A 19906-nucleotide genomic window follows, 5' to 3' on the forward strand; every position below is an offset into this window, starting at 1 on the left:
TGACGTTGAAACAAACCGTACATTTTGGAGCAGGAAACATAGGCAGAGGGTTTATCGGAGCATTGTTTTCCCAATCAGGTTATCACGTGACCTTTGTGGATATCGCTGAGCAAGTGATCAACAAACTGAATGAAGAAGGGCACTACCAAGTGAAGCTTGCGACGGAATCAATGGAAACAGAGACGATCGAGAATGTGTCAGGTCTGAACAACCTTCATCAGGAAGGGGAAGTCATTGACACGATCGTACAATCTACATTTTTGACAACGGCGATCGGACCGAACATCCTTCCACGAATCGCTCCCCTGATTGCCAAAGGGATTGCTAAACGTGTGGATGCTTCTGAAGATCCCCTATATGTGATCGCATGTGAGAACCAAATTGGTGCCACTGATATTTTGAAAAAACACATTTTAGAGAATCTTGATGAAGAAACTATCACGAAGCTTGAAGGAAAGGTATACTTCTTTAATTCAGCCGTCGACCGCATTGTGCCGATGCAGGATCAGGGTTCATTGGATGTCCTTGTTGAGCCTTATTATGAGTGGGTGGTAGAGACGAAGGAAGACATCCCAAATGTTGAAGGGATGACCATCGTCGAAGACCTTGCTCCGTTCATCGAGCGTAAGCTATTCACGGTGAACACAGGGCATGCGGTCATTGCATACCTTGGTTATTTAGAAGGGAAGTCAACCATCGATCAGACCTTGGCGGATGACAGCATCGCCGAACAGGTCAAGGAGACATTGAAAGAGACTGGAGCTTATCTTGTTAAACAATACGGGCTGGATGAAAAAGAGCATCTTGCCTATATTGGGAAAAACATCGAACGCTTCAAAAATGCGTACCTGAACGACGATGTTACCCGTGTCGGCCGAGCACCGATTAGGAAACTAGGCCCCGACGACCGTCTGATTCGCCCGACGACAGAAGCTCAGAAAGCGGGACTTTCTTATTCCTATCTCGCCAAAGCGATTGCCGCAGCATTATTGTTTGACAATCCGGAAGATGAGCAGGCAATGGAAATCCAGGGCATGATCAAGGAACACGGACCTGCATACGTGTTGAAAGAAGTGAGCGGACTGGATGTGGATAGTGCAATCGTGAAAGAAGTATTGGTTCAGTATGAAGGATTGAAGAAATAAAGTTGAAGGGCTGCCGAATGGGATTCGGCGGTCTTTTTTTATGGAGTGGGGTGTGTTGCATAAATGGGGTGAATCGACGCATAAAGTTAAAAAGTGACGCATATAACCGAAAACTGACGCATATACGCTGAAACCGACGCATAAAACTCATACGTGTCCTTTCTGTGACGCCCCTGAACCCACGCCAATCCTACAATTCTATTAGGGCTCGTCATTTCCCTTATTTTTCATCAGTAAAAAGAAAAAAATAAAGATAGAATTCCCCTCAATCCGGGTGTAAAATATATAAAAATACACTCTCATATTTTGACATGCAGGAGGAAACAGCCAAATCAAATATACAGTTATGCTATTGTTGCTATCGTTTTTCTAGATTGGAAGAAACAAAGGAAGCTTCCACTAATATAAAAATTCTGAATGTTAAAAATTCGATAAGAGGTTGATGAAAGTTGGCAATGGATACTACTGATGTAGCTGTAAAAGAACAAACGATTTTTCACCATACGGGGAATAAGATCAAGACGGAAGACAGGGATATTCAGATCATCGCGAAGATGGATGAACCGCTGATTATCGTACTTGGAAACGTGCTTAGCCATGAAGAATGTGATGAACTCATTCAATTGTCAAAGGATCGGGTCGAGCGCTCGAAAATTGGGAATACGCGTACTGTCGATGGACTGAGAACGAGCAGTTCTGTCTTTCTGGAAGAGAGTCATGATGTCGTGACACGAATTGAAAAGCGTGTTTCTCAAATCATGAATATCCCCGTTGAACACGGGGAAGGTTTGCAAATCCTGAACTATAAGCCGGGGCAGGAATACAAGGCTCATTTCGATTTCTTTTCTGTATCAGCTAGACCGGTTAAAAACCCGAGAATTAGTACTCTCGTCATGTACCTGAACGACGTCGAGGAAGGCGGCGAAACGTACTTCCCGAAGCTGGGTCTTTCCGTCTCACCTCAAAAAGGGATGGCCGTTTACTTTGAATACTTCTATGATAATCAGGAGTTGAACGACTTGACGCTTCATGGTGGTGCACCGGTTGTCATCGGGGATAAATGGGCTGCGACTCAGTGGATGAGAAGGCAGGTATTTAAATAAATGGAAAGGAGGAGTATCCCGGGGTGGGATGCTCCTCCTTTTTAACTTGCCGACTTTATCGGCTTCATACTTCCGGCATTCATTCGTTTCACATTAATCGTATGAAAGATCATACCGGTGATAATCAAGAGGATGCCGATCAGAGCAGATCCTGCTGGAAATGGAACAGAGAGGATCGAAGCTTCTCCCATGATGACGAAAAGAATTTGGGTCGATTGGGTTGCTTCTACTGCCGCAAGCTTGCCGGGATGGTTTCTCGCCATATTCGTTGCGAGGAAAAAGAGGGAGGTTGCAATCACGCCGGAACAGATGGCGACGATAAACGTTTGTGCCACTTGAGACGAACTGGGTGTCCCCGTTTTGAAAAGGGCAAAGCATCCGAGAATCAACCAAAATGGGGTCGTGGCGATCGTCATTCCCAATATCCGTTGAAACGTATCCAGCCTGCCTCCGCAAACCTCCATCATTTTACGGTTCCCAAGCGGGTATGCGAAGGCTGCGACAATCACAGGTACAACCCCCATAAGAACTTCTGAAAAGGACGAGTCCCCTGCATTCTGCACTTGGATGAACAACACACCGACTAAAATGATGGAAGAGATGGCGAGAGCTTTTTTTTGAATGGTATGCCTGCGTCTGGCTGGCTCCGCTGTGTAAAATAAGGGAGCAAGCAAAATCCCCGCCACGATGGTAAATTGCCACGTACCCGCAACAAGCCATCCTGGTCCGTAAGCAGCCGCATAGGTAAGGGGACCATAAAAGAGAACAAATCCAACAAAACTCCAGGTCAGCCATTCGAATGGCTTTTTCTTCATTTCAATCCATACTTGATTTATATTCTTCCTAAAACCTACAATAAGGAAAAGGAAGGGGAGCATGAACAGGAATCTCAGTGATGAACTCCACATCCAGCTTCCTCCGGTTAGTTCCATGGAATGGTTCAGGATAAAGGTGACAGCAAAAAACATCGATGAGATGATACCGAGGGTCAGTTCCTTGATGATGAACACTCCTTTTTGGTACATATACTATAGTTAACTTGTTATATATTATAATATACTTTAATTCGTTTCTAATAGAAAGAGGTAGAAATATGAACAATGACGGTTTAACGTGGCAGGACCCTGAAAAATTAGCACAGCATGTAGGGGCGACACTAAGGAATATACGCAAAGATCGCGGTCTTCATTTACAGGATCTGGCTGAGATCACTGGTGTCAGCACCTTGACGCTGGGGAAAATCGAAAGGGGAGAGGCAAATCCCTCATTGACGATCATCTGGAAAATCGCAAACGGACTTTCCATCCCCATCTCTGCCCTTCTTGTGGAAAAACAAGAAATTCAAATCTCAAGGAAAAATGAAGGAAGTAAAGTAATCAGTGCCAATGACTCTTTGACCCTTGAACCCATGTTCACTTCATCGGGATACGGTTCATTGGAAACGCATCGAGCATTCCTGAAACCGGAAAGCGAATACTGTGCCGATGCACACCAGCCAGGCGTGATTGAATTTGTCACTGTCATGGAAGGAAGTGTATGTGTGAAGGTGGAGGATGAAGTATTCGAGCTTGGTCAGTATGATTCGATCAAGTTTCATGGTGATAAAGAACACAGATATATCAATAATGATGCAACAGAAGCGGTGCTCCATTTCGTGATGATTTATACAGGACGGACCGATTGAAGCTTATCGATGGGGATAAGCTTCTTTTTTTAAGGAGAATGGTCTTTGCTGAAGAGGATTTATGATTCGTCGTTGGGTTATGAGCTCTTTTGTAGACTGTGGTGACTGAACTTCATCCCCATTTCTTGTTTCATTGCGTCATTTTTGGTGATGATTGCGTCATTTTCGGAATAATTGCGTCGTTTCCATCGGTGATTGCGTCATTTTCACGATAATTGCGTCACTTTCCCCCCTAATTGCGTCATTTTGAAATTTATGTAAATTCAAAACGATCTCATCCCCATAAAAATCCCTTGAAACTTTTCCCAGCCCACCCGACTCTAATGATTGACAGGAGGTTAACCAATGGATGTAAAACTCGTAAAAAAAGCCATCAAAGGGAATGAGCAAGCATTCGAAAAGCTGATCCAATCAGAGAGCGAGAAGCTTTACCGGACGGCATTCCTGTATGTAAGAAATAAAGAAGATGCACTCGACGTGGTGCAGGAGACGGTGTGTAAAGCATTCACTTCCATATTCCGATTGAAAAATCCGGAGTACTTCAGCACCTGGCTCGTCAAGATACTGATTCATACGGCGTATGGATTCCTGAAGAAACAAAATCGGATCGTCCTCACAGGTGATGAATTTTTCGATAACGCAATCGTTTCAGAAGAGCCGGACATAGAAAGCAGGATGGATCTAATCACGGCACTGGCATCCTTGAACAAACATTACCAAACAGTCATTATCTTATTCTATTTTCAGGGACAGTCCATCAAGGCTATTTCCGAAACGATGGATACACCTGAGGGAACGGTGAAAACGTACCTCCACAGGGGGAAGTTGGAGTTAAGAAAGCTGCTGGAAGGAGTGAATCGGTATGGACAGAAAATGGTTTGAAGAAGAAATGGAAAAGATCGAGGTACCAAAAGAAGAGGTTTTTCAATCGATTTCAGCAGGAATGCACAAAGGTAGGAAGCAAAAGGCCAAAAGAAAAACAATTAAGGTAAGTGCTGCCTTCACCGCCGCTGTTGCCTCCATGGTTCTCGCCTCAGGGTTTCTCTTTGCCCCTGTGAATAATGCGTTGGCCAAGCTTCCGGTACTTGGAGTAATATATGAAAAAGTCGGTTCATCTGTGGGTAAAGAACTCTATACGAGTGATAAAGTCACCGAGGTCAACCAGGCCGCCACGTCCAATGGTGTAGATATCACGATCACAAGCACGTATTACGATGGTAATGTTATCGGGGTCACGTTCAAGGCGAAAGGTGATGATTTATCTATCGAACATATGGACGAAGGAAACCGTCCGGTGAGCGGTTACCGCTATCACCTCTTCGATGGAACGGAAGAGAATCAATGGGGAACAGGTGGATCTGGTCTAGAAAAAGACGGAGATGAATTCATAGGTTCCATCGAATTTTATCAGGATGGCAAAGACCTTCCGGAAGACTTCACACTTCCCTTAACGTTCACCCATATGGCGGATGTAAACGGCACATGGTCCTTTGATTTACCCGTGAAAAGGATTCCTTCTGAAACGATCCTAACAAGTGCAAGGACACAATCACCTGATGGAGAATATGAATTACAAATGACCTCCATCACGAAAGGAAAAGCGACGACGACACTAGAGTATACGTATACGGTCGACTCCTGGAAGGATACGGTGGAACTGGATGTGACTGATAACTTGGGGAACGCTCTGCCAAAGTTCCATGCAGAGGTGCTGGAAACGAAAGAGATCGATGGAAAAATACAAAAGACGGTTCGGGAGCTATTCCCTGGTAAACTCAGCGATAAGGCACGTTCGCTGAAAATTGAGGCAGACATGCAGCAGGTGGACGAAGATGCCATTACTTCATTGAACACCAAGCTACCATTCGAAATGAAAAGTTCTCGTTTCGGATATGGGATCACAGTACAAAATATCCAAAGCGAAAAAGGAAAAATGACAGTGGATTTTATCATTGATGACCTCCAAAAAGGTCAATTCCGAGATGACATTTTAGAGAATTTCGCTGAATTCGTTCAGCTGATTCCATCAAAGGAAATAAAACGGGATGATAAAAATGATCTGGATTATAATAACATGCTGGAGTACATGATCCGAAGTGCTGAAACGAAATCTGTGAATCAAGATACCTTCCATTTTCAGTCCACTTTCGAATTACCCCGGGGTGCAAGACTTAAAGACTACTCTCTCATCGCCCCATTCGAGAATTTAAGTCGAAATGATAAACCGATTGAAATGAAGCCCTTAAAAATTGAATTGAAGTAAACAGAGAGGCTGGGACAAAAAGGTTTCAGCTATAGAAAAATCAGAACGAGTGATTTGATGAAAATATAAATCGTTCGAATTATTAATTTTTAGCGCTAAAGCTTAACCCATGTATATTGTAGGTTCTAGCTGTTGATTGGAGTGCAAGACGAAGACTCCTGCGGGAAAAGCGGAATAGGTGAGACCCCGCAGGAGCGGCAGCGACGAGGAGGCTGGCCTTCCGCCCGAGGAAAGCGAAGTCTTGCACGGAAATCAACAGCGGTGTAACAGGTGTTCTGAAAATATATAAGCATTGTTGGAATTTAGAGTGTATGGATTTAGTTATGTCCCAGCTTCTTCTGCTAAAACCAATTGACAACCATTTCAAGAGAATGGTATAGTTATGCCAATCAAATAAACAGTCACTCTCTGATAATAGAGGCGCGAGTATGAAGAGTACCTTCTTTGAGAATAATGGATTCTGGGATAAGTAGGGAAAGGCAGATCGCCGAAGCAGAAAATAGCCAATTCTATTTTTTGTTGGGCCAGCATTGAAGAAATGTTGGACTGTCACAATGCAAAGGTTGTGGAGCACTATTGAAGAGATGTTAATACAGAGTCTTCATCATGTTTCCGTTAACTTTGATGAATAACCGTATGAGCATCTGCTTCATACGGTTTTTTTGTGTTTTTTAGAGAGTCAAAAGGAGTTAGGGATATGAGTACAGTTGATGTAAATGTTCAAGGTGATTTAACCATTGGTGGAATGGGTACAGGTGAGTTGGTCGAAACATACGGCACGCCGTTGATGGTATATGATGAAGGCATGATCCGTGGGAATGCAAAATTGTTTCGGGATGCATTCACTGAAAGTGGTCTTAAATTTCAGGTGGCGTATGCGAGTAAAGCGTTTCTTTGCAAAGAGATGGTACGACTTGCAGCCCAGGAAAATCTCTCCCTTGACGTCGTGTCCGGGGGAGAATTATATACGGCCCTAGAGGCGGGGTTCCCGGCGGAGCGTATCCATTTTCATGGGAACAACAAATCCGAAGAAGAACTGCTTATGGCTCTTGAAGCTGAAATCGGCTGCTTTGTTGTCGACAGTTTCCTTGAGCTTGAATTGCTTCACGACCTGGCCAGGGAGCGTGAGCAGCCGGTTCAGATCCTGATCAGAGTCACACCGGGAGTGGAAGCCCATACTCATGAATACATCACGACAGGACAGGAAGATTCGAAATTCGGATTCAGCATTTCGAACGGACAGGCAAGTACGGCGATTCAACTCGCGATCCGGAAGCCTTACTTCAACTTGCTTGGCCTTCACTCTCATATCGGTTCCCAGATATTCGAGCAGGAAGGGTTCGATCAGGCGATTATGGTGCTCGCAGATTTCATGCAGCGGATACGGATCGAGTTCGATGTGAAGATGTCTGTGTTAAATATTGGAGGAGGCTTTGGGGTCCGTTATACAGAAGGAGACCGTCCACTGCCGATTCCGACGTATGTAAAGGGCATTACAGATAGTGTCAAAACCTATTTTTCCAAAAATGAATATCCACTCCCGGAAGTATGGGTGGAGCCGGGCCGAAGCATGGTGGCGGAAGCAGGTACGACGTTGTACAAAGTGGGTTCCAAGAAAATCATTCCGGACGTGCGCACATATGTGGCAATCGATGGAGGGATGACGGACAATATTCGTCCGGCTCTGTATCAGGCTAAGTATCATGCGGTGCTTGCCAACCGCCCTAATGAGGAATGTACGGAGCTTGTGAGCATAGCTGGGAAATGCTGCGAGTCCGGGGACATGCTGATCTGGGACCTGATGCTGCCTCCGACGAATTACGGTGATATCCTGGCTGTTTTCAGTACGGGTGCTTATGGGTATTCGATGGCGAGTAATTACAACCGAATCCCACGTCCGGCTGTCGTGTTTGTGAAGGATGGGGAATCCCGGGTTGTGATTGAGCGGGAAACATATGCGAATCTTGTACGAAATGATCGATAGGATAGGAAAGGTGGAACCCGAGAGGTTCCACCTTTTTTATATGGGATTTTTTGGTTTATTATGGTAATCTATAGAAAACATGTCTCTATCTTTTCGGAGGATCTATCAATGTATCTCAAATCGATTGGTTCCATGGTTTTAAAGTTTGTCTTCGTTCTGTTTGGCATCATTCTCTTAACAGGCCTCATCGGTTTGTTCAATGAAGGAGTGAATCTCAGCTTAAAACAATATCTAACCAACCTTAAAGATATTTCAAGCTCGCTTCTTCATTCAAATGCGATGACCATCACGAATGAAGCAAATAACTCATACCCAATGTTCCCTTCCTTCTGGGAGCCTTATTTTTATTCTGTTTCCATTTTTATCTCTGCCTTTCTCTTATCTGTTTTCGTGGGCATTCTCCTTGCGTACCTCACACATTTACTGCCCACCGGTTGGTCGAAGTTTATCATCAGGGCCACTAACCTCTTGGAGTCCACACCCGATATCTTCATTTTGATCGTCATTCAATACAACGTCATTTTTTTCCTGAAAGAAACGGGGGTTTTATTGTTTCCCATCGTCGGATCACAGGAGAAGGTGTATCTGATACCGATTCTGACACTGTCCATCTTACCGACGATTATGTTGTTCAGAATTACCTATCTACTCGTGAACGATGAATATGGAAAACCCTATGTCGATCTGATCAAAAGTAGGGGAATGTCCAAGCACTTTATTTTCTTTATCCATATCCTGAGGAATATCACGTTCAGCTTATTGAATCACTCCAAATCGATCATTCTGTTTCTCTTATCATCATTAATTGTGTTTGAGAGATTGTTTAATATTTATGGCATCACTCATTTTATCCTGTCTTTCTCGCAAATGGATGTGATTTGTTTCAGTTTGATCATGTTTTATCTGCCTGTATTCGTGTTGCTCATCCTGATCCGGGTCATCATTGATAAAAAAACGGGACAGAGGGTGGTGATATGATGCTGAAGCAATTGATGAAAAACCCGGCATTTTTAACAGGCTTTCTTTTTCTGTTTGGGATGTTTGCTGCAAGTCTTGTTTATTACGCAGGATGGGGGAATGAGGTACCGAAGCTGGACCTTTTGAAAAATGAAGAGGGGGATTTCATGAGCCCTCCATACTCCCCGTCAGAGTATCCACCACTTGGGACGGATAATTTCAATCGGAATGTCCTTCTTCTTATCATCGTCGGTGCGAAATATACCATTGGGGCAGCTCTTGTCATCATGTTATTCAGGGTACTGCCTTCGGTTATTCTTGGACTGGTGGTTCATTTCTATTTCAAACCGTTTAGGAGAATCATCGACCATATCGTGTATGCAGCCAATTATTTTCCTCCTACTTTACTATCGTTCTTGCTATTGAACTGGATGATGTTGGAGGGAGAGTTGTTGAATCCTGTAGATTTTCCCTATGATTTTTCGGACAAGTTGTTGTTTTACCTGGCCATTCTCATTATCATCTCGATTCCGAGCCTGACCCTTTTATTTTCGAATGAATATGACAAGATCATGAAAGAGGAATTCATCGACAGCTCCAAAGTGTTGGGGGCTACGAAGCGCCATTACATCATGAACCATATCCGGCCATTTATCCTGCCACAGATCCTTCTTGTGTCGATCCGTGAATTTATGATTATCATGCTGTTGATTGCGCATCTTGGGGTATTGAAGATTTTTATTGGTGGTGCTGTACTTGATGAGGATATTTTTCAAAACTCGGTGCTAGTGTCACTTTCTTACGAATGGTCAGGTCTTCTTGGAGGGTGGTGGCAATATCTATGGACCACCTATCCGTGGATTTCGTTCATCCCTGTTGTGTTCTTTACACTGACGATCCTGTCGGCGAAGCTGATGCTGATCGGGGCGACAAGTGTGATGGAAAGGTTGGTACGGGAAAATAAGGAAGTTCATGAAGGAAAGGTCAATTCCTTTGAAGGAAAGGAACCATTTGAATTCGTTCATAAAGCTTGATGGTAGTATAAAAGCTGCTCCGGAGTTAGTTCCGGGGCAGCTTTTTGGTCATGGTATAACTTTTGGTTATATATTCATTCCTTTTATGTCATAGGCAGGAGAAGAATTGACCTTTACACTTTACATATGAAAGCCCTGCTTTAAGACCTCAAGCGTGCGTTGATCCAGGGTGAATAAATACATTTCCCTTTTCAAGGGGGTGCCTTGTAGTGGGATGAACACGACTCCTTTGTAATCCATCTTCTTGACCATGATGGATGGGAGATAGGATACTCCTTGGTTCTGTGCTACGAAACCGATGAGAGCATGATAAGGTAGTTCTTTAATATCAGAAGAAATGATACCATGTTGGGTCATTAATGCCTTAATTTTATTACTGAGCGGTGTCGAGGCAGCCGGCAGTAATTGTGTGTACGGGAAACAGTCCTGAATCTCAAGTGTTTCACATGCTGCAAGCGGGTGGGTGACAGGGACCGCAGCATAGAATTCATCACTGAATAAGTGGGAGCTGCAACATCCCTTTTGATGAGGATGGTCCTGAATGATGGCCGCATCAATGTCTCCACTCTCTAATAATGGAAGAAGGTCGATCGTGTCATCCCGGATCATCGTCAAGTGTATTTCAAAGGTATCAATTCTTTCTATGTAGTCCGGAAAAAAATAAGAAGCAAGCATGGGGTCACTTCCCATGCGGATTACGTTGTCCATGGTGTATTTCTCTATAAGTCGGCTCAGCTGACCGAGGATTGGATCCAGATCTCGATAGAGTTCCTTGCCTTTTTGGGTTAATGTCATTCCGCTTGACGAACGGATGAAGAGGGAAAAGCCGAGCGTATCTTCGAGCTTCTTAATTTGTTTGCTTAAGGCAGGTTGGGACACGAATAGGGAGTGAGCGGCCTTTGAAAGGCTCTTCTCCCTGGCAACCGTCATAAAATATTCGAATCGTTGCAGGTTCATGGTGATCACGTCCATTTCAAGGAGGTTTATGTATGCTGAAATATTATACATTCCTAAGTTTATCAATCATTCTCGAGGTAGTCGGAGCCTCATTCATGAAACTCTCCGACGGATTCACTGAGGCTTTCCCTACGATAATTGTTATATTTTCCTATAGTGTAGCATTGGGCAGCTATATTTTGCTAACGAAGGAGAATGAAATTGGAATTGTCAATGCTTTATGGGCAGGAGGAGGGACCGTGCTAGTATCGGCCTTGGGGATGATCCTCTTTCAAGAATCCCTTTCTGCCCTTAAACTATTCGGACTTGTATGTATCGTTTCAGGCGTCATTGGGTTGAACCTGCCTAATAAAAAGAAGGAGGTGTTGTAATTGGGTACCGCATTCCTTTTGATTAGTCTTGTGTTTGCTGTGGCAGGTAATACTTCCGTTAAATTTTCGAAAGGATTTCAGAAAAGGCTACCAAGTATAGGCTCATTCCTCCTTTATGGCATTTGTTTGTATTTCTTGACCTTGAGTGTTCAATATATGGATGTCAGCATTGCCTATGCGATTTGGTCCGGCGTGACCATTGCTTCAACCACGTTGATTGGTATCCTTTTCTTTCGCGAATCGTTCAGTAAAGGAAAAGTACTATCTGTTGGTTTGATTATCGTTGGGGTAATCGTTTTAAAGCTTTAGTAAAATCCTTGGACGAGAGGAGTACTGAAATGGAACAGCATAGTTGTACTTGAAACTTTTTAGGGGATTGGTCCGTATAGTTTAAGGGTAGTTCAAAATGATAAGTATTTCGGTTATCATGGTGAACTAAGGAGATTGCAGGCTATTCAATAAAGGAGTATGAAATGAGAAATGAACTAGAAAGTGTTTTCTCCCTGCCCGTTTGGATTGCAAAATGGATTGAGAATAAGATAGGCAGAGGAGTAAAAGGAGTAATCAGTTATGTGGTTTTCTACCTATTAGTGACAGGATTCCTTTCAATCATGACGGATGGGATAGGAAGCTCTTTCATCAATCAAATGTTTTACATTCTTAATACATATCTCTTGTTGGGTATGTGTTACGTGTTTTTATATTACTGGAAGAAACCAAAGAAGCAATCCTAAGAGAAGAGTATGAGCATTCGAGAAAAACGATCATAACTTACTTTGTTAAAGAGGAGGAACAGCCCCATGATACCTGAAATTGTAACACTGAAACCTAAGAAACTAATCGGAAAATCCAAAGTCATGTCCCTGTCAGAGGATTTCACGAAAGAACTCTGGCAAAGCTTCATGCCCCACCGGAAATCGATTCCTCATCGAGTTGATGAAAAACTATATAATATGAAGATATTTGAACCAGGTTTCGATCTGAAGAACCTGATTCCATCCACCCCTTTTCAGAAATGGGCAGCCGTCGAAGTGCAGTTGTTTGACAGTGTGAGGGAAGGGATGGAAACCTACACCCTACACGGTGGACTGTACGCCAAATTCCTTCACCAAGGCCCAGCGAGCCGTTTCCACGAAACCATTCAATACATCCACACAAAATGGATGCCATCTTCAGGATATGAACTCGACGACCGCGAACACTTCGAACGCTTTGACGAACATTACAACCCAGCCGACCCCAACGCCGTAGAAGAGGTATGGATCCCCATCAAGAGAGGGACGGACCTATAATTTTGATAAGAAAACCAATAGGGACGGGCCTTCATTTGCCAAAATGAAGGTCCGTCCCTCTATAATTGGTTCAGTTTCATGCCAATCGTCTTGAAGTAGTTGGTCATGAAGGGGCGGAAGTCCATGGCGGTTTTGGTGAAGTGTCTGCGTTTGGACCAGCCGAGGCCGATGGTGCGCTGGCAGGTTGGATTTTTGATCCGGATTTTGTGGGGGAAGGGGGTTCGGCGATTCATCCATGAGATGGCGGGGATGAAGGCGATGCCGAGGCCCTGCCTCACGAGATCCCCGATGACGCCGGGCTCGTCTCCTTCGAAGGAGATCACGGGTGAAAATCCTGCACGTAAACAAATCTCATCTGTTAGATTCCGTAGTCCGTATCCCGTATTCATGCTAATGAACGGTTCATCTTTCACCTCGATCAGGTCAATTTCATCTTTGTCTTCCAACCGATGACCGGGAGGGACGATGAGGAAGATCTCTTCTGTCATCAACGGCTCCCATGCAATATCTTCATCATTATCCAATGGGATGGAGGAGATACAGTAATCCACTTTCCCATTCTTTAACTCCTCTTTCATTTCAGACATGGAATGCACAAATTGCTGAAAACGGACGTGAGGGTTTTCCTTCAAAAAAGACCCAACGAGATCAGGCAGCACCCTTGGAATCGTGACGGCCATCCGAATGGTATGTTCCTCCAGGTGCATTGCCTCCAGAATCTCTCTTTTCCCTTCGTTGATTTCCATGAATACGCGTTCCACCCGATTAAGAAACAGTTCTCCAAATCGGTTCAGTTTGATCTGGCGGTGTTGCCGTTCGAATAAGGGCACACCAAGGTCCTCTTCCAACCGGGCAATCGTCTTGCTGAGCGAAGGCTGAGCAATCCTCAGTTCCTCTGCAGCCTTGGTCATATGCTCTAAACGGGCAACGGTTTGAAAGTAGTGCAGCTGTTGAAGCTCCACACCATCACTTCCTTTCATAGACTGAAAGCTATATATGTATAACCTATTATGTATTATACATTATCATTTAATACCCGTATGATAAATGGATGTAAATGAGTATAAAAGGAGTATGTTATGAAAGGATTTACATTACTATTTCAAGATTTAAAAGCCATGGTCAGCCATAAGCACAGAAGAATCGCCTTGGGCTTCCTTCTTTTAGTTCCATTAATCTATGCAGGGTTATTCCTGTCAGGCTATTGGAACCCATATGGCAAGCTTGATCAATTACCCGTTGCCGTCGTCAATGAGGATGAGGGAGCCGTGATGGGGGATGAACCGATTCAGGCGGGGAAGGACTTTGTCCAGGAATTGAAAAACTCAGGAGATCTGAATTTTCAATTCGTTTCCTCACCTAAAGCAGAAGAGGGCCTTAAAGAAGGTACGTACTATATGGTCGTAACCATTCCGAAAGACTTCTCGGAAAAGGTCAGCACGTTAATGGATGAACATCCTCAGCCTGCCGAGCTTCTCTATAAAGACAACCCTGGTAAAAACTTCGTTGCCTCTCAAATCAGTTCAAGCGCTACCGAGAAAATGAAGACTAAGCTGTCTAACGCGATTTCAACATCGTATGCGGATGGCGTGTTCTCCAAGTTTGAGGAATTAGGTAAGGGATTAACGAAAGCCAGTGATGGGGCGGGCCGGTTGCATGAAGGAATTGCTGATGAAATGTCAGGAATGACGAAGTTTGCAACGGGAATCGACGAACTCGTGGCAGGTTCTCGTAACCTTCAAGCTGGAGGGGCAAAACTGTCAGATGGTGCCGACTCTCTTGAAAGTGGTCTCCACCGAATCGATTCAAGTTCAGCTCAATTAGCCCAAGGCTTGAAGGGTCTTACACTAGCCGGAGAGAAAATGAATAAGGGCGCAGAACAACTGGCGAGTTCAACCAAACAGCTTGCCGTATCAGAAAGTCAGTTACACCAACAACAAAAGGAAGCAAATACATCGGCAGAGAAGCTGGAGAGTCAGCTTCAAGCCTATCAGGCATCACATCCAGAGGCAAAAGCGGACCCTGAATTCGCACGTCTTCAACAACTTTCTGAAAAGCTATCAGCTTCCACATCGGAGCTTGAGGGCGAGCAATCAAAACTCTATCAGCAAACAGAACAACTCGCCGGTGGACAGAGCCAGCTACATGCAGGGATCGTACAGTTTACTGACAAACTGAACCAGGCATCCAATGGAGCTTCTGAATTAGCGTCTGGTTCGTCAACACTCTCTTCAGGCTTTGCCGATTGGAGAAAAGGTTTCTCAACTCTGACCGACGGAATCGGTCGTTTAAACAATGGAAGTGATAAGCTTTCTCCAGGAGTGACCGCTTTAAACGACGGACTCACAGAACTTGAAAAAGGCTCAGGAGAATTATCGACAAAACTCTCAGAAGCAGCAGACAAAACCTCAGCAGTACACTCAACGGATGAGGTATCGTCCATGTTCTCGAATCCCGTCCACCTTGTGAAGTCCAATGTTTCCAAGGTTCCGAACTACGGAACCGGGATTGCCCCATATTTCTTGTCACTGGCGTTATATGTCGGGGGAATCATGGCAGCGAATATTCTTCCCCTTGGCAGGCGCGAAAATCTTCTGGTGAGCGGGACGACCCATTTCATCAATAAATTGGGATTAGTGTTTTCCATCGGATTCATCCAGGCGCTGATCGTCGACGGTGTCCTTCTGTTTGGATTCCATCTAGAAGTCGTGGATATACCATTGTTCATTCTATCAAGTGTCATCGTTTCCTTTACGTTTATGACCTTTATCTTTATGCTGATCACCGTATTCGGATTCGTAGGGAAATTCATGGCAGTGACCTTCCTCGTCTTGCAGCTGGCGACTTGCGGAGGGACATTCCCTAGGGACTTGAATACACCGATATTGCGTGTCATCGGGGAGAACTTACCGATGGCTCACTCGTTAAGCAGCTTTCAGGAGGTCATTTCATTAGGTGACTTCACTCAGCTGACGCACCAGTTATGGATTCTGTTTGCCTACTTGGCCGTTGCAGGTGGGATTGCGTGGTTCACTACTCATATGCAGCATACGAAAACAGTTGAAGCTGCGAAATAAACATAGAAAAGCCTGTCCCTTTATTGATGGAGAACAGGCTTTTTTTTGTTATGATAGGGCATCCTTCACATACTTCTTCGTCACAGCCTGATAAAATCCGGCCTGGACCGTCAATACGGATACGATCATCACATTCAGGACTTTGGTGAGATTCTCCTCCATGATTCCGTCAATGGTCGAAAGCATCGCATGGCACTCTTCCTTGATGAATCCATCAATATGTTCGTTGACGGAACCATCCGCCGTTTTGATGGAGGGCAGGGATTGATGATGAATCTGGTCAAAGACTGATGCATAGGCAAGATAAAGATCTGTTGGATTGACGATGTCATCCGTACGGTCTTCAATATTATTGAACACAAGCGTCAGGATTTTACGGATCGATTCAAAATCAAGAGTCGCTTTAAGGTCTTCGACGATGAAGAGCATGGCAGCCTGTTCAATGGTGTATTTTTTGCCGAGCTGTGGGGATCCGATTAATCCTCTGACATCCCGCTTCACCCAGTTCTGGACGGTGCTTTGTGGAAAGTTGGTGAATTCGATCAGGTTTCCCAAGGAGACGATTTCATTGAGGGAAAATCCAATTTCGCCTTTGGAAGGTTTGAGTAATTTTTGAATGATTGGTGGCAGCTCATCCTCTTTATGTAAATCCGTCCATGCAACCTGAAGCACCTTGAGTGGGGTACTGCTGTTTGTGCCGTTCAGTGAGCGCAGGAGGTGGGCCATATGTTTGCGTGTCAATTTAATCGTTTCCATCGTGATTACCCCGTCTCTTTTCCAAATATCTTCTTCTATACTACTGGTTCGTCAGGGACTCGTCAATTTCACCTTTTGCTTGTATTTCGCGGAGAAAGGAATTATAATATATTCAGATACAGGTTCATATGAACTTGAAATAGGAGTGAGGAAACAAGATGGGGAAACGTATATTTTACTTCCTGTTAACGAACGTTTTAGTATTACTGACGATTAGTATCATTTTTTCCGTCACAGGAGCGGGAAATTACATCACTGTTTCAGGCGGGCTGGATTTAGGTGCACTACTCGTATTCAGTGCCATTATCGGTTTTTCCGGGTCATTCATCTCTCTGGCGATGTCACGCTGGATGGCGAAGCGGATGATGGGGGTCCAGGTGTTGAATCCGGATGGAGCCCTCTCTTCTGAGGAACGTGCGGTTGTGGAGAAAGTTCATCGTCTTTCAAGAGCGGCTGGACTTACACATATGCCGGAAGTGGGAATCTATCATTCTCCTGAAGTCAATGCATTCGCAACAGGTCCTTCGAAGAAGCGCTCACTGGTTGCGGTTTCGACTGGATTGCTTCGTGAAATGGATGACGATGCAGTGGAAGGCGTCATCGCCCATGAAGTGGCCCACGTAGCGAACGGGGATATGGTGACGATGACCTTACTTCAAGGTGTGGTCAACACATTCGTTGTCTTCCTGGCACGTATCGCCGCATGGATTGCGTCGCGTTTTGCAAGGGAAGAAATGGCACCAATCGTGCATTTCATTGCCGTGATTGTTTTCCAGATCGTCTTCTCGATCTTGGGAAGTTTGGTCGTCTTCGCTTATTCTCGTCATCGTGAATACCACGCGGACAGAGGTGGAGCGGACCTTGCAGGTAAAGACAAAATGGTGCATGCCCTTCAAATGCTGAAAGCCTACTCGAGCCGCATGAAGGGTGAAGATGACACCGCCATTTCCACATTGAAAATCAATGGAAGACGTAAATCGGCGATGTTTTCGACTCACCCGGATTTGGATGAGCGGATCAGCCGTTTGCAAGCAAAATAATTGTAAAAGTGCCTGACCCTATTAAGAGGGTACAGGCACTTTTTTGTATAAAAAAACTCAACTCCCGAAGAGATCCAGTTGTTCGGAAGTTGAGTTGATCAAAACGGTTTACTGATTAATCTTAAAGTCATCAATGTTCAATCTTGCTCCGCTCGTTCCTGTTACGTTTATGCGGAAACGGACAGGTGAGCTTGAATTTACCGTGATCGTTGCTTCAGTAAGAGTACTGCCACTTGTGGCAGACACTGTTACATCCGACCATGAGGCACCTTGATTCGTGGATTTCTGCAACTTCCACTGAGCACCGGTGTCATTTCCGAAATCGGCGTGAGAAAAGGTGACCGACTTGGCAGAAGAAGCATCAAAGTTCATGGTGATGGATCCGGTTGCTTTGATTCTTGCCGATTGAGTCCCCACTTTTTTATCATTCGATAAGTTCCCTAAAAGGGCATTTGTGAACGTCCAAGTACCATTTGTTGTCGTAACATCTCCGGTCGTATAGCTTCCTTTGGATCCTGATTCGAAATCTTCACTTACCAGGGGTGCAGCGGATACGGATCCAGCATGGCTTCCTAAGTTTGTAAAGGTGTCAGTCGGATACGAACTCCATTGACTTGATGAATAGGTAGCTGAACCTTTTGTTACCGATGAGTCCCGAACGAGGGTGATATCCTTTCCGTAATTCACACCGGCAGTACCGATTTGATCGATGGAAGCAGTGTTATGTTTTAACGTGACAGCGTCATCTCCGTTGAACGAGATTGAAGAATTCTGCATATCCGCAACAGCCAGGATCGATGCGTCTGCACTTGGATTTGCAATGACAAATACATCTCCGCTAGCAAGAGTGCCCGACAAAGGAATGGAGCCTGAGAGATTCGACAGTTCCAGAGAATACTCAGATAAGTCAATGGCAGATGTGGAGCCGTTGAAAATTTCCAGAGCCTTGTTGTAACCGGATCCTTCAACATATTCACTTAGGAAAACATTTTCTTCAGATGTTGTACCACCTCCACCTGTTGAGCCGCCGATATAGCCGTAAGATCCAGCTTTGAATGTAGAAGGATCATACCATTTGTACCCGGGGTCCGGTGAAGCCCAAGGTTCTGCTTGGGGTTCTGTAGAAGACGCAGGATCTTCCATGGATAATAGGGATGTTGGTTGATCCAATTGAAGTCCACTCACTTGGGTCAGGTCTGTATAGTTTTCCTGATTTGAAAGCCAGTTGATCAAATTCACAAGTAGTGTGGAATCGTTTTGTTCCGTAAAACCATCATACGTCGTCTTCGCCTGTCCCGTTTCTTCCCTTACGTATTTGGGAGTGGAATCTTCAACTGGAGAAGAGTCTCCGATAAAGGCCGCTTTCCCAAGCCCCACTTTTGATACGGCTACAAACGGGCCTTCTGCACGTCCACCGCCATTGTAAATTCCCTGATCGACTGCATATGACCATTTGGCTGATGTTTGAGGCAGGTAAACGATTCCTTTTGCCTTAGACGGATCCGTGACGGCAAGCGTGGACCCTGCATGCATGGCAACGGTTGAGACGCCGTTTGTAATCCCAAATGCTTGTGAAGGTGAGACAATATCATTGGCGGTTACGTTTCCGATTGCATTGTAGCGAAAGCGCACACCAAAATTGGAGGACAACCAATCAGAGCTATTCACATTTTGCATGGCATCAGAAGAAGCCTCTTCAGTAGTCATCCCCTTAGCCGGATCAGCCCACGCTCCTCTTCTATAACCATTGAAGATTTCGGAAGCATCAAAGCGATTCTTGTTCCGGTCTGCGTTGTAATGATCCGCAATGAAGAAGATACTTCCACCGTTTTGAACATATTGGAGCATGGCCGCCTGTTCAGAAGCTTTGTATGGGATATTGGCTTCACCGATGACGAATGCATCATATGTACTTAAATCTTCTAACGTGATGGGAGTATTTTTGCGTAATTCTTTCACATAATGGCCTTCGCCGGCAATAGCGTTCGCGAAATCAGAGAATCCGCCATCAATGACCCAATCAGCCGCTCCAGACGTCTGGCCGTGCGTATTATCAAATAGGATCTTCTTTCCCGTTTCGGCCCCGATCGGCATGATGACGGGAGCAGGATCGGACGGACCTTCTGCTTCTGCAGAAATGAATGGTGATGCGAGTACTGAGGACGCTCCAAGGATTAATACACTTGCCACAGAGAAAAGCTTTGTTTTTCTTTGGTTCATTTTTACAACATCTCCTAATCTTT

18 protein-coding genes, 2 pseudogenes and 1 riboswitch are annotated in these 19906 nt (G+C 44.7%); of the genes and pseudogenes, 14 read left to right on the forward strand and 6 right to left on the reverse strand.

Features of this window, described 5'->3' with window-relative positions; genetic code table 11:
* Positions 1-5 precede the first annotated feature (5 nt).
* On the forward strand, positions 6-1145 hold the full coding sequence (locus tag LCL96_RS16520) for a mannitol-1-phosphate 5-dehydrogenase (RefSeq protein ID WP_224942825.1): 1140 nt from the start codon (positions 6-8) through the stop codon (positions 1143-1145).
* A gap of 455 nt (positions 1146-1600) precedes the next feature.
* Positions 1601-2248, forward strand: coding sequence for a 2OG-Fe(II) oxygenase (locus LCL96_RS16525; RefSeq protein WP_224943525.1), 648 nt, complete (start codon positions 1601-1603; stop codon positions 2246-2248).
* A gap of 41 nt (positions 2249-2289) precedes the next feature.
* Here the strand turns inward: LCL96_RS16525 and LCL96_RS16530 are convergent, their stop codons facing one another.
* On the reverse strand, positions 2290-3249 hold the full coding sequence (locus LCL96_RS16530) for a multidrug resistance efflux transporter family protein (RefSeq protein ID WP_224943528.1): 960 nt from the start codon (positions 3247-3249) through the stop codon (positions 2290-2292).
* Positions 3250-3341: 92 nt separating this feature from the next.
* Here LCL96_RS16530 and LCL96_RS16535 point away from each other — a divergent pair, with 92 nt between their 5' ends.
* The 6 genes and pseudogenes from LCL96_RS16535 to LCL96_RS16560 all read left to right on the forward strand — a co-directional run bounded on the left by LCL96_RS16535 (position 3342) and on the right by LCL96_RS16560 (position 10170).
* Positions 3342-3932 carry a helix-turn-helix domain-containing protein gene (locus LCL96_RS16535; RefSeq protein ID WP_224942827.1) on the forward strand — a complete coding sequence of 197 codons (591 nt, stop codon included), beginning with the start codon at positions 3342-3344 and terminating at the stop codon, positions 3930-3932.
* 345 nt (positions 3933-4277) lie between these two features.
* A pseudogene (locus LCL96_RS16540) lies at positions 4278-4784 on the forward strand (sigma-70 family RNA polymerase sigma factor); the annotation flags it as partial.
* Positions 4785-4794: 10 nt separating this feature from the next.
* Positions 4795-6195, forward strand: coding sequence for a DUF4179 domain-containing protein (locus LCL96_RS16545; RefSeq protein ID WP_224942831.1), 1401 nt, complete (start codon positions 4795-4797; stop codon positions 6193-6195).
* A gap of 407 nt (positions 6196-6602) precedes the next feature.
* Positions 6603-6779, forward strand: a riboswitch (Lysine riboswitch).
* A gap of 113 nt (positions 6780-6892) precedes the next feature.
* Entirely contained in the window at positions 6893-8179 is a 1287-nt protein-coding gene (lysA, locus tag LCL96_RS16550; RefSeq protein ID WP_224942833.1) for a diaminopimelate decarboxylase, read from the forward strand.
* 108 nt (positions 8180-8287) lie between these two features.
* Positions 8288-9157, forward strand: coding sequence for a peptide transporter (locus LCL96_RS16555; protein WP_224942835.1), 870 nt, complete (start codon positions 8288-8290; stop codon positions 9155-9157).
* Entirely contained in the window at positions 9154-10170 is a 1017-nt protein-coding gene (locus tag LCL96_RS16560) for an ABC transporter permease subunit (protein WP_224942836.1), read from the forward strand. Before LCL96_RS16555 ends, LCL96_RS16560 begins: the two co-directional genes overlap by 4 nt.
* 120 nt (positions 10171-10290) lie before the next feature.
* On the opposite strand, the gene LCL96_RS16565 is transcribed toward LCL96_RS16560, so the two are convergent.
* Positions 10291-11127, reverse strand: coding sequence for a LysR family transcriptional regulator (locus LCL96_RS16565; protein WP_224942837.1), 837 nt, complete (start codon positions 11125-11127; stop codon positions 10291-10293).
* Positions 11128-11159: 32 nt separating this feature from the next.
* Here LCL96_RS16565 and LCL96_RS16570 point away from each other — a divergent pair, with 32 nt between their 5' ends.
* The 4 genes from LCL96_RS16570 (at position 11160) to LCL96_RS16585 (ending at position 12790) form a co-directional block, all read left to right on the forward strand.
* Positions 11160-11498, forward strand: coding sequence for a DMT family transporter (locus LCL96_RS16570; RefSeq protein ID WP_224942838.1), 339 nt, complete (start codon positions 11160-11162; stop codon positions 11496-11498).
* Entirely contained in the window at positions 11499-11807 is a 309-nt protein-coding gene (locus LCL96_RS16575) for a DMT family transporter (RefSeq protein ID WP_224942840.1), read from the forward strand.
* Between the two features lie 164 nt (positions 11808-11971).
* Entirely contained in the window at positions 11972-12232 is a 261-nt protein-coding gene (locus LCL96_RS16580) for a hypothetical protein (protein WP_224942843.1), read from the forward strand.
* A 66-nt stretch (positions 12233-12298) separates the two neighbouring features.
* Positions 12299-12790, forward strand: a complete 492-nt coding sequence (locus tag LCL96_RS16585; RefSeq protein ID WP_224942851.1) for a GyrI-like domain-containing protein — start codon at positions 12299-12301, stop codon at positions 12788-12790.
* A 59-nt stretch (positions 12791-12849) separates the two neighbouring features.
* On the opposite strand, the gene LCL96_RS16590 is transcribed toward LCL96_RS16585, so the two are convergent.
* Positions 12850-13752, reverse strand: a complete 903-nt coding sequence (locus LCL96_RS16590; protein ID WP_224942853.1) for a LysR family transcriptional regulator — start codon at positions 13750-13752, stop codon at positions 12850-12852.
* Between the two features lie 117 nt (positions 13753-13869).
* Between LCL96_RS16590 and LCL96_RS16595 the strand changes: the two genes are divergently transcribed.
* Positions 13870-15867 (forward strand): YhgE/Pip domain-containing protein, encoded by a 1998-nt coding sequence (locus tag LCL96_RS16595; protein ID WP_224942856.1) that lies wholly within the window; start codon positions 13870-13872, stop codon positions 15865-15867.
* 48 nt (positions 15868-15915) lie between these two features.
* Here LCL96_RS16595 and LCL96_RS16600 read toward each other — a convergent pair whose 3' ends face one another.
* Positions 15916-16623, reverse strand: coding sequence for a DUF1836 domain-containing protein (locus LCL96_RS16600; RefSeq protein WP_224942864.1), 708 nt, complete (start codon positions 16621-16623; stop codon positions 15916-15918).
* Positions 16624-16781: 158 nt separating this feature from the next.
* On the opposite strand from LCL96_RS16600, the gene htpX reads away from it, so the two are divergent.
* Positions 16782-17663 (forward strand): protease HtpX, encoded by an 882-nt coding sequence (htpX, locus tag LCL96_RS16605; protein WP_224942867.1) that lies wholly within the window; start codon positions 16782-16784, stop codon positions 17661-17663.
* A 108-nt stretch (positions 17664-17771) separates the two neighbouring features.
* Here htpX and LCL96_RS23725 read toward each other — a convergent pair whose 3' ends face one another.
* On the reverse strand, positions 17772-18695 hold the full coding sequence (locus tag LCL96_RS23725) for a lamin tail domain-containing protein (protein WP_412103601.1): 924 nt from the start codon (positions 18693-18695) through the stop codon (positions 17772-17774).
* Positions 18681-19883: pseudogene (locus LCL96_RS23505) on the reverse strand (Ig domain protein group 2 domain protein); the annotation flags it as partial. The pseudogene LCL96_RS23505 and the gene LCL96_RS23725, both read right to left, overlap by 15 nt.
* Positions 19884-19906: the final 23 nt, after the last annotated feature.

The sequence above is a fragment of the Rossellomorea aquimaris genome, assembly GCF_020172085.1.
GTDB lineage: Bacteria > Bacillota > Bacilli > Bacillales > Bacillaceae_B > Rossellomorea > Rossellomorea aquimaris_E.

What these genes read in the sequence shown, in the direction of transcription:
- LCL96_RS16600 (WP_224942864.1), bottom strand. Translation starts at nt 16,623, where the DNA reads ATGGAAACGATTAAATTGACACGCAAACATATGGCCCACCTCCTGCGC.
- htpX (WP_224942867.1), top strand. Translation starts at nt 16,782, where the DNA reads ATGGGGAAACGTATATTTTACTTCCTGTTAACGAACGTTTTAGTATTA.
- LCL96_RS16580 (WP_224942843.1), top strand. Translation starts at nt 11,972, where the DNA reads ATGAGAAATGAACTAGAAAGTGTTTTCTCCCTGCCCGTTTGGATTGCA.
- LCL96_RS16595 (WP_224942856.1), top strand. Translation starts at nt 13,870, where the DNA reads ATGAAAGGATTTACATTACTATTTCAAGATTTAAAAGCCATGGTCAGC.
- LCL96_RS16570 (WP_224942838.1), top strand. Translation starts at nt 11,160, where the DNA reads ATGCTGAAATATTATACATTCCTAAGTTTATCAATCATTCTCGAGGTA.
- LCL96_RS16565 (WP_224942837.1), bottom strand. Translation starts at nt 11,127, where the DNA reads ATGAACCTGCAACGATTCGAATATTTTATGACGGTTGCCAGGGAGAAG.
- lysA (WP_224942833.1), top strand. Translation starts at nt 6,893, where the DNA reads ATGAGTACAGTTGATGTAAATGTTCAAGGTGATTTAACCATTGGTGGA.
- LCL96_RS16525 (WP_224943525.1), top strand. Translation starts at nt 1,601, where the DNA reads ATGGATACTACTGATGTAGCTGTAAAAGAACAAACGATTTTTCACCAT.
- LCL96_RS16555 (WP_224942835.1), top strand. Translation starts at nt 8,288, where the DNA reads ATGTATCTCAAATCGATTGGTTCCATGGTTTTAAAGTTTGTCTTCGTT.
- LCL96_RS16545 (WP_224942831.1), top strand. Translation starts at nt 4,795, where the DNA reads ATGGACAGAAAATGGTTTGAAGAAGAAATGGAAAAGATCGAGGTACCA.
- LCL96_RS16535 (WP_224942827.1), top strand. Translation starts at nt 3,342, where the DNA reads ATGAACAATGACGGTTTAACGTGGCAGGACCCTGAAAAATTAGCACAG.
- LCL96_RS16585 (WP_224942851.1), top strand. Translation starts at nt 12,299, where the DNA reads ATGATACCTGAAATTGTAACACTGAAACCTAAGAAACTAATCGGAAAA.
- LCL96_RS16560 (WP_224942836.1), top strand. Translation starts at nt 9,154, where the DNA reads ATGATGCTGAAGCAATTGATGAAAAACCCGGCATTTTTAACAGGCTTT.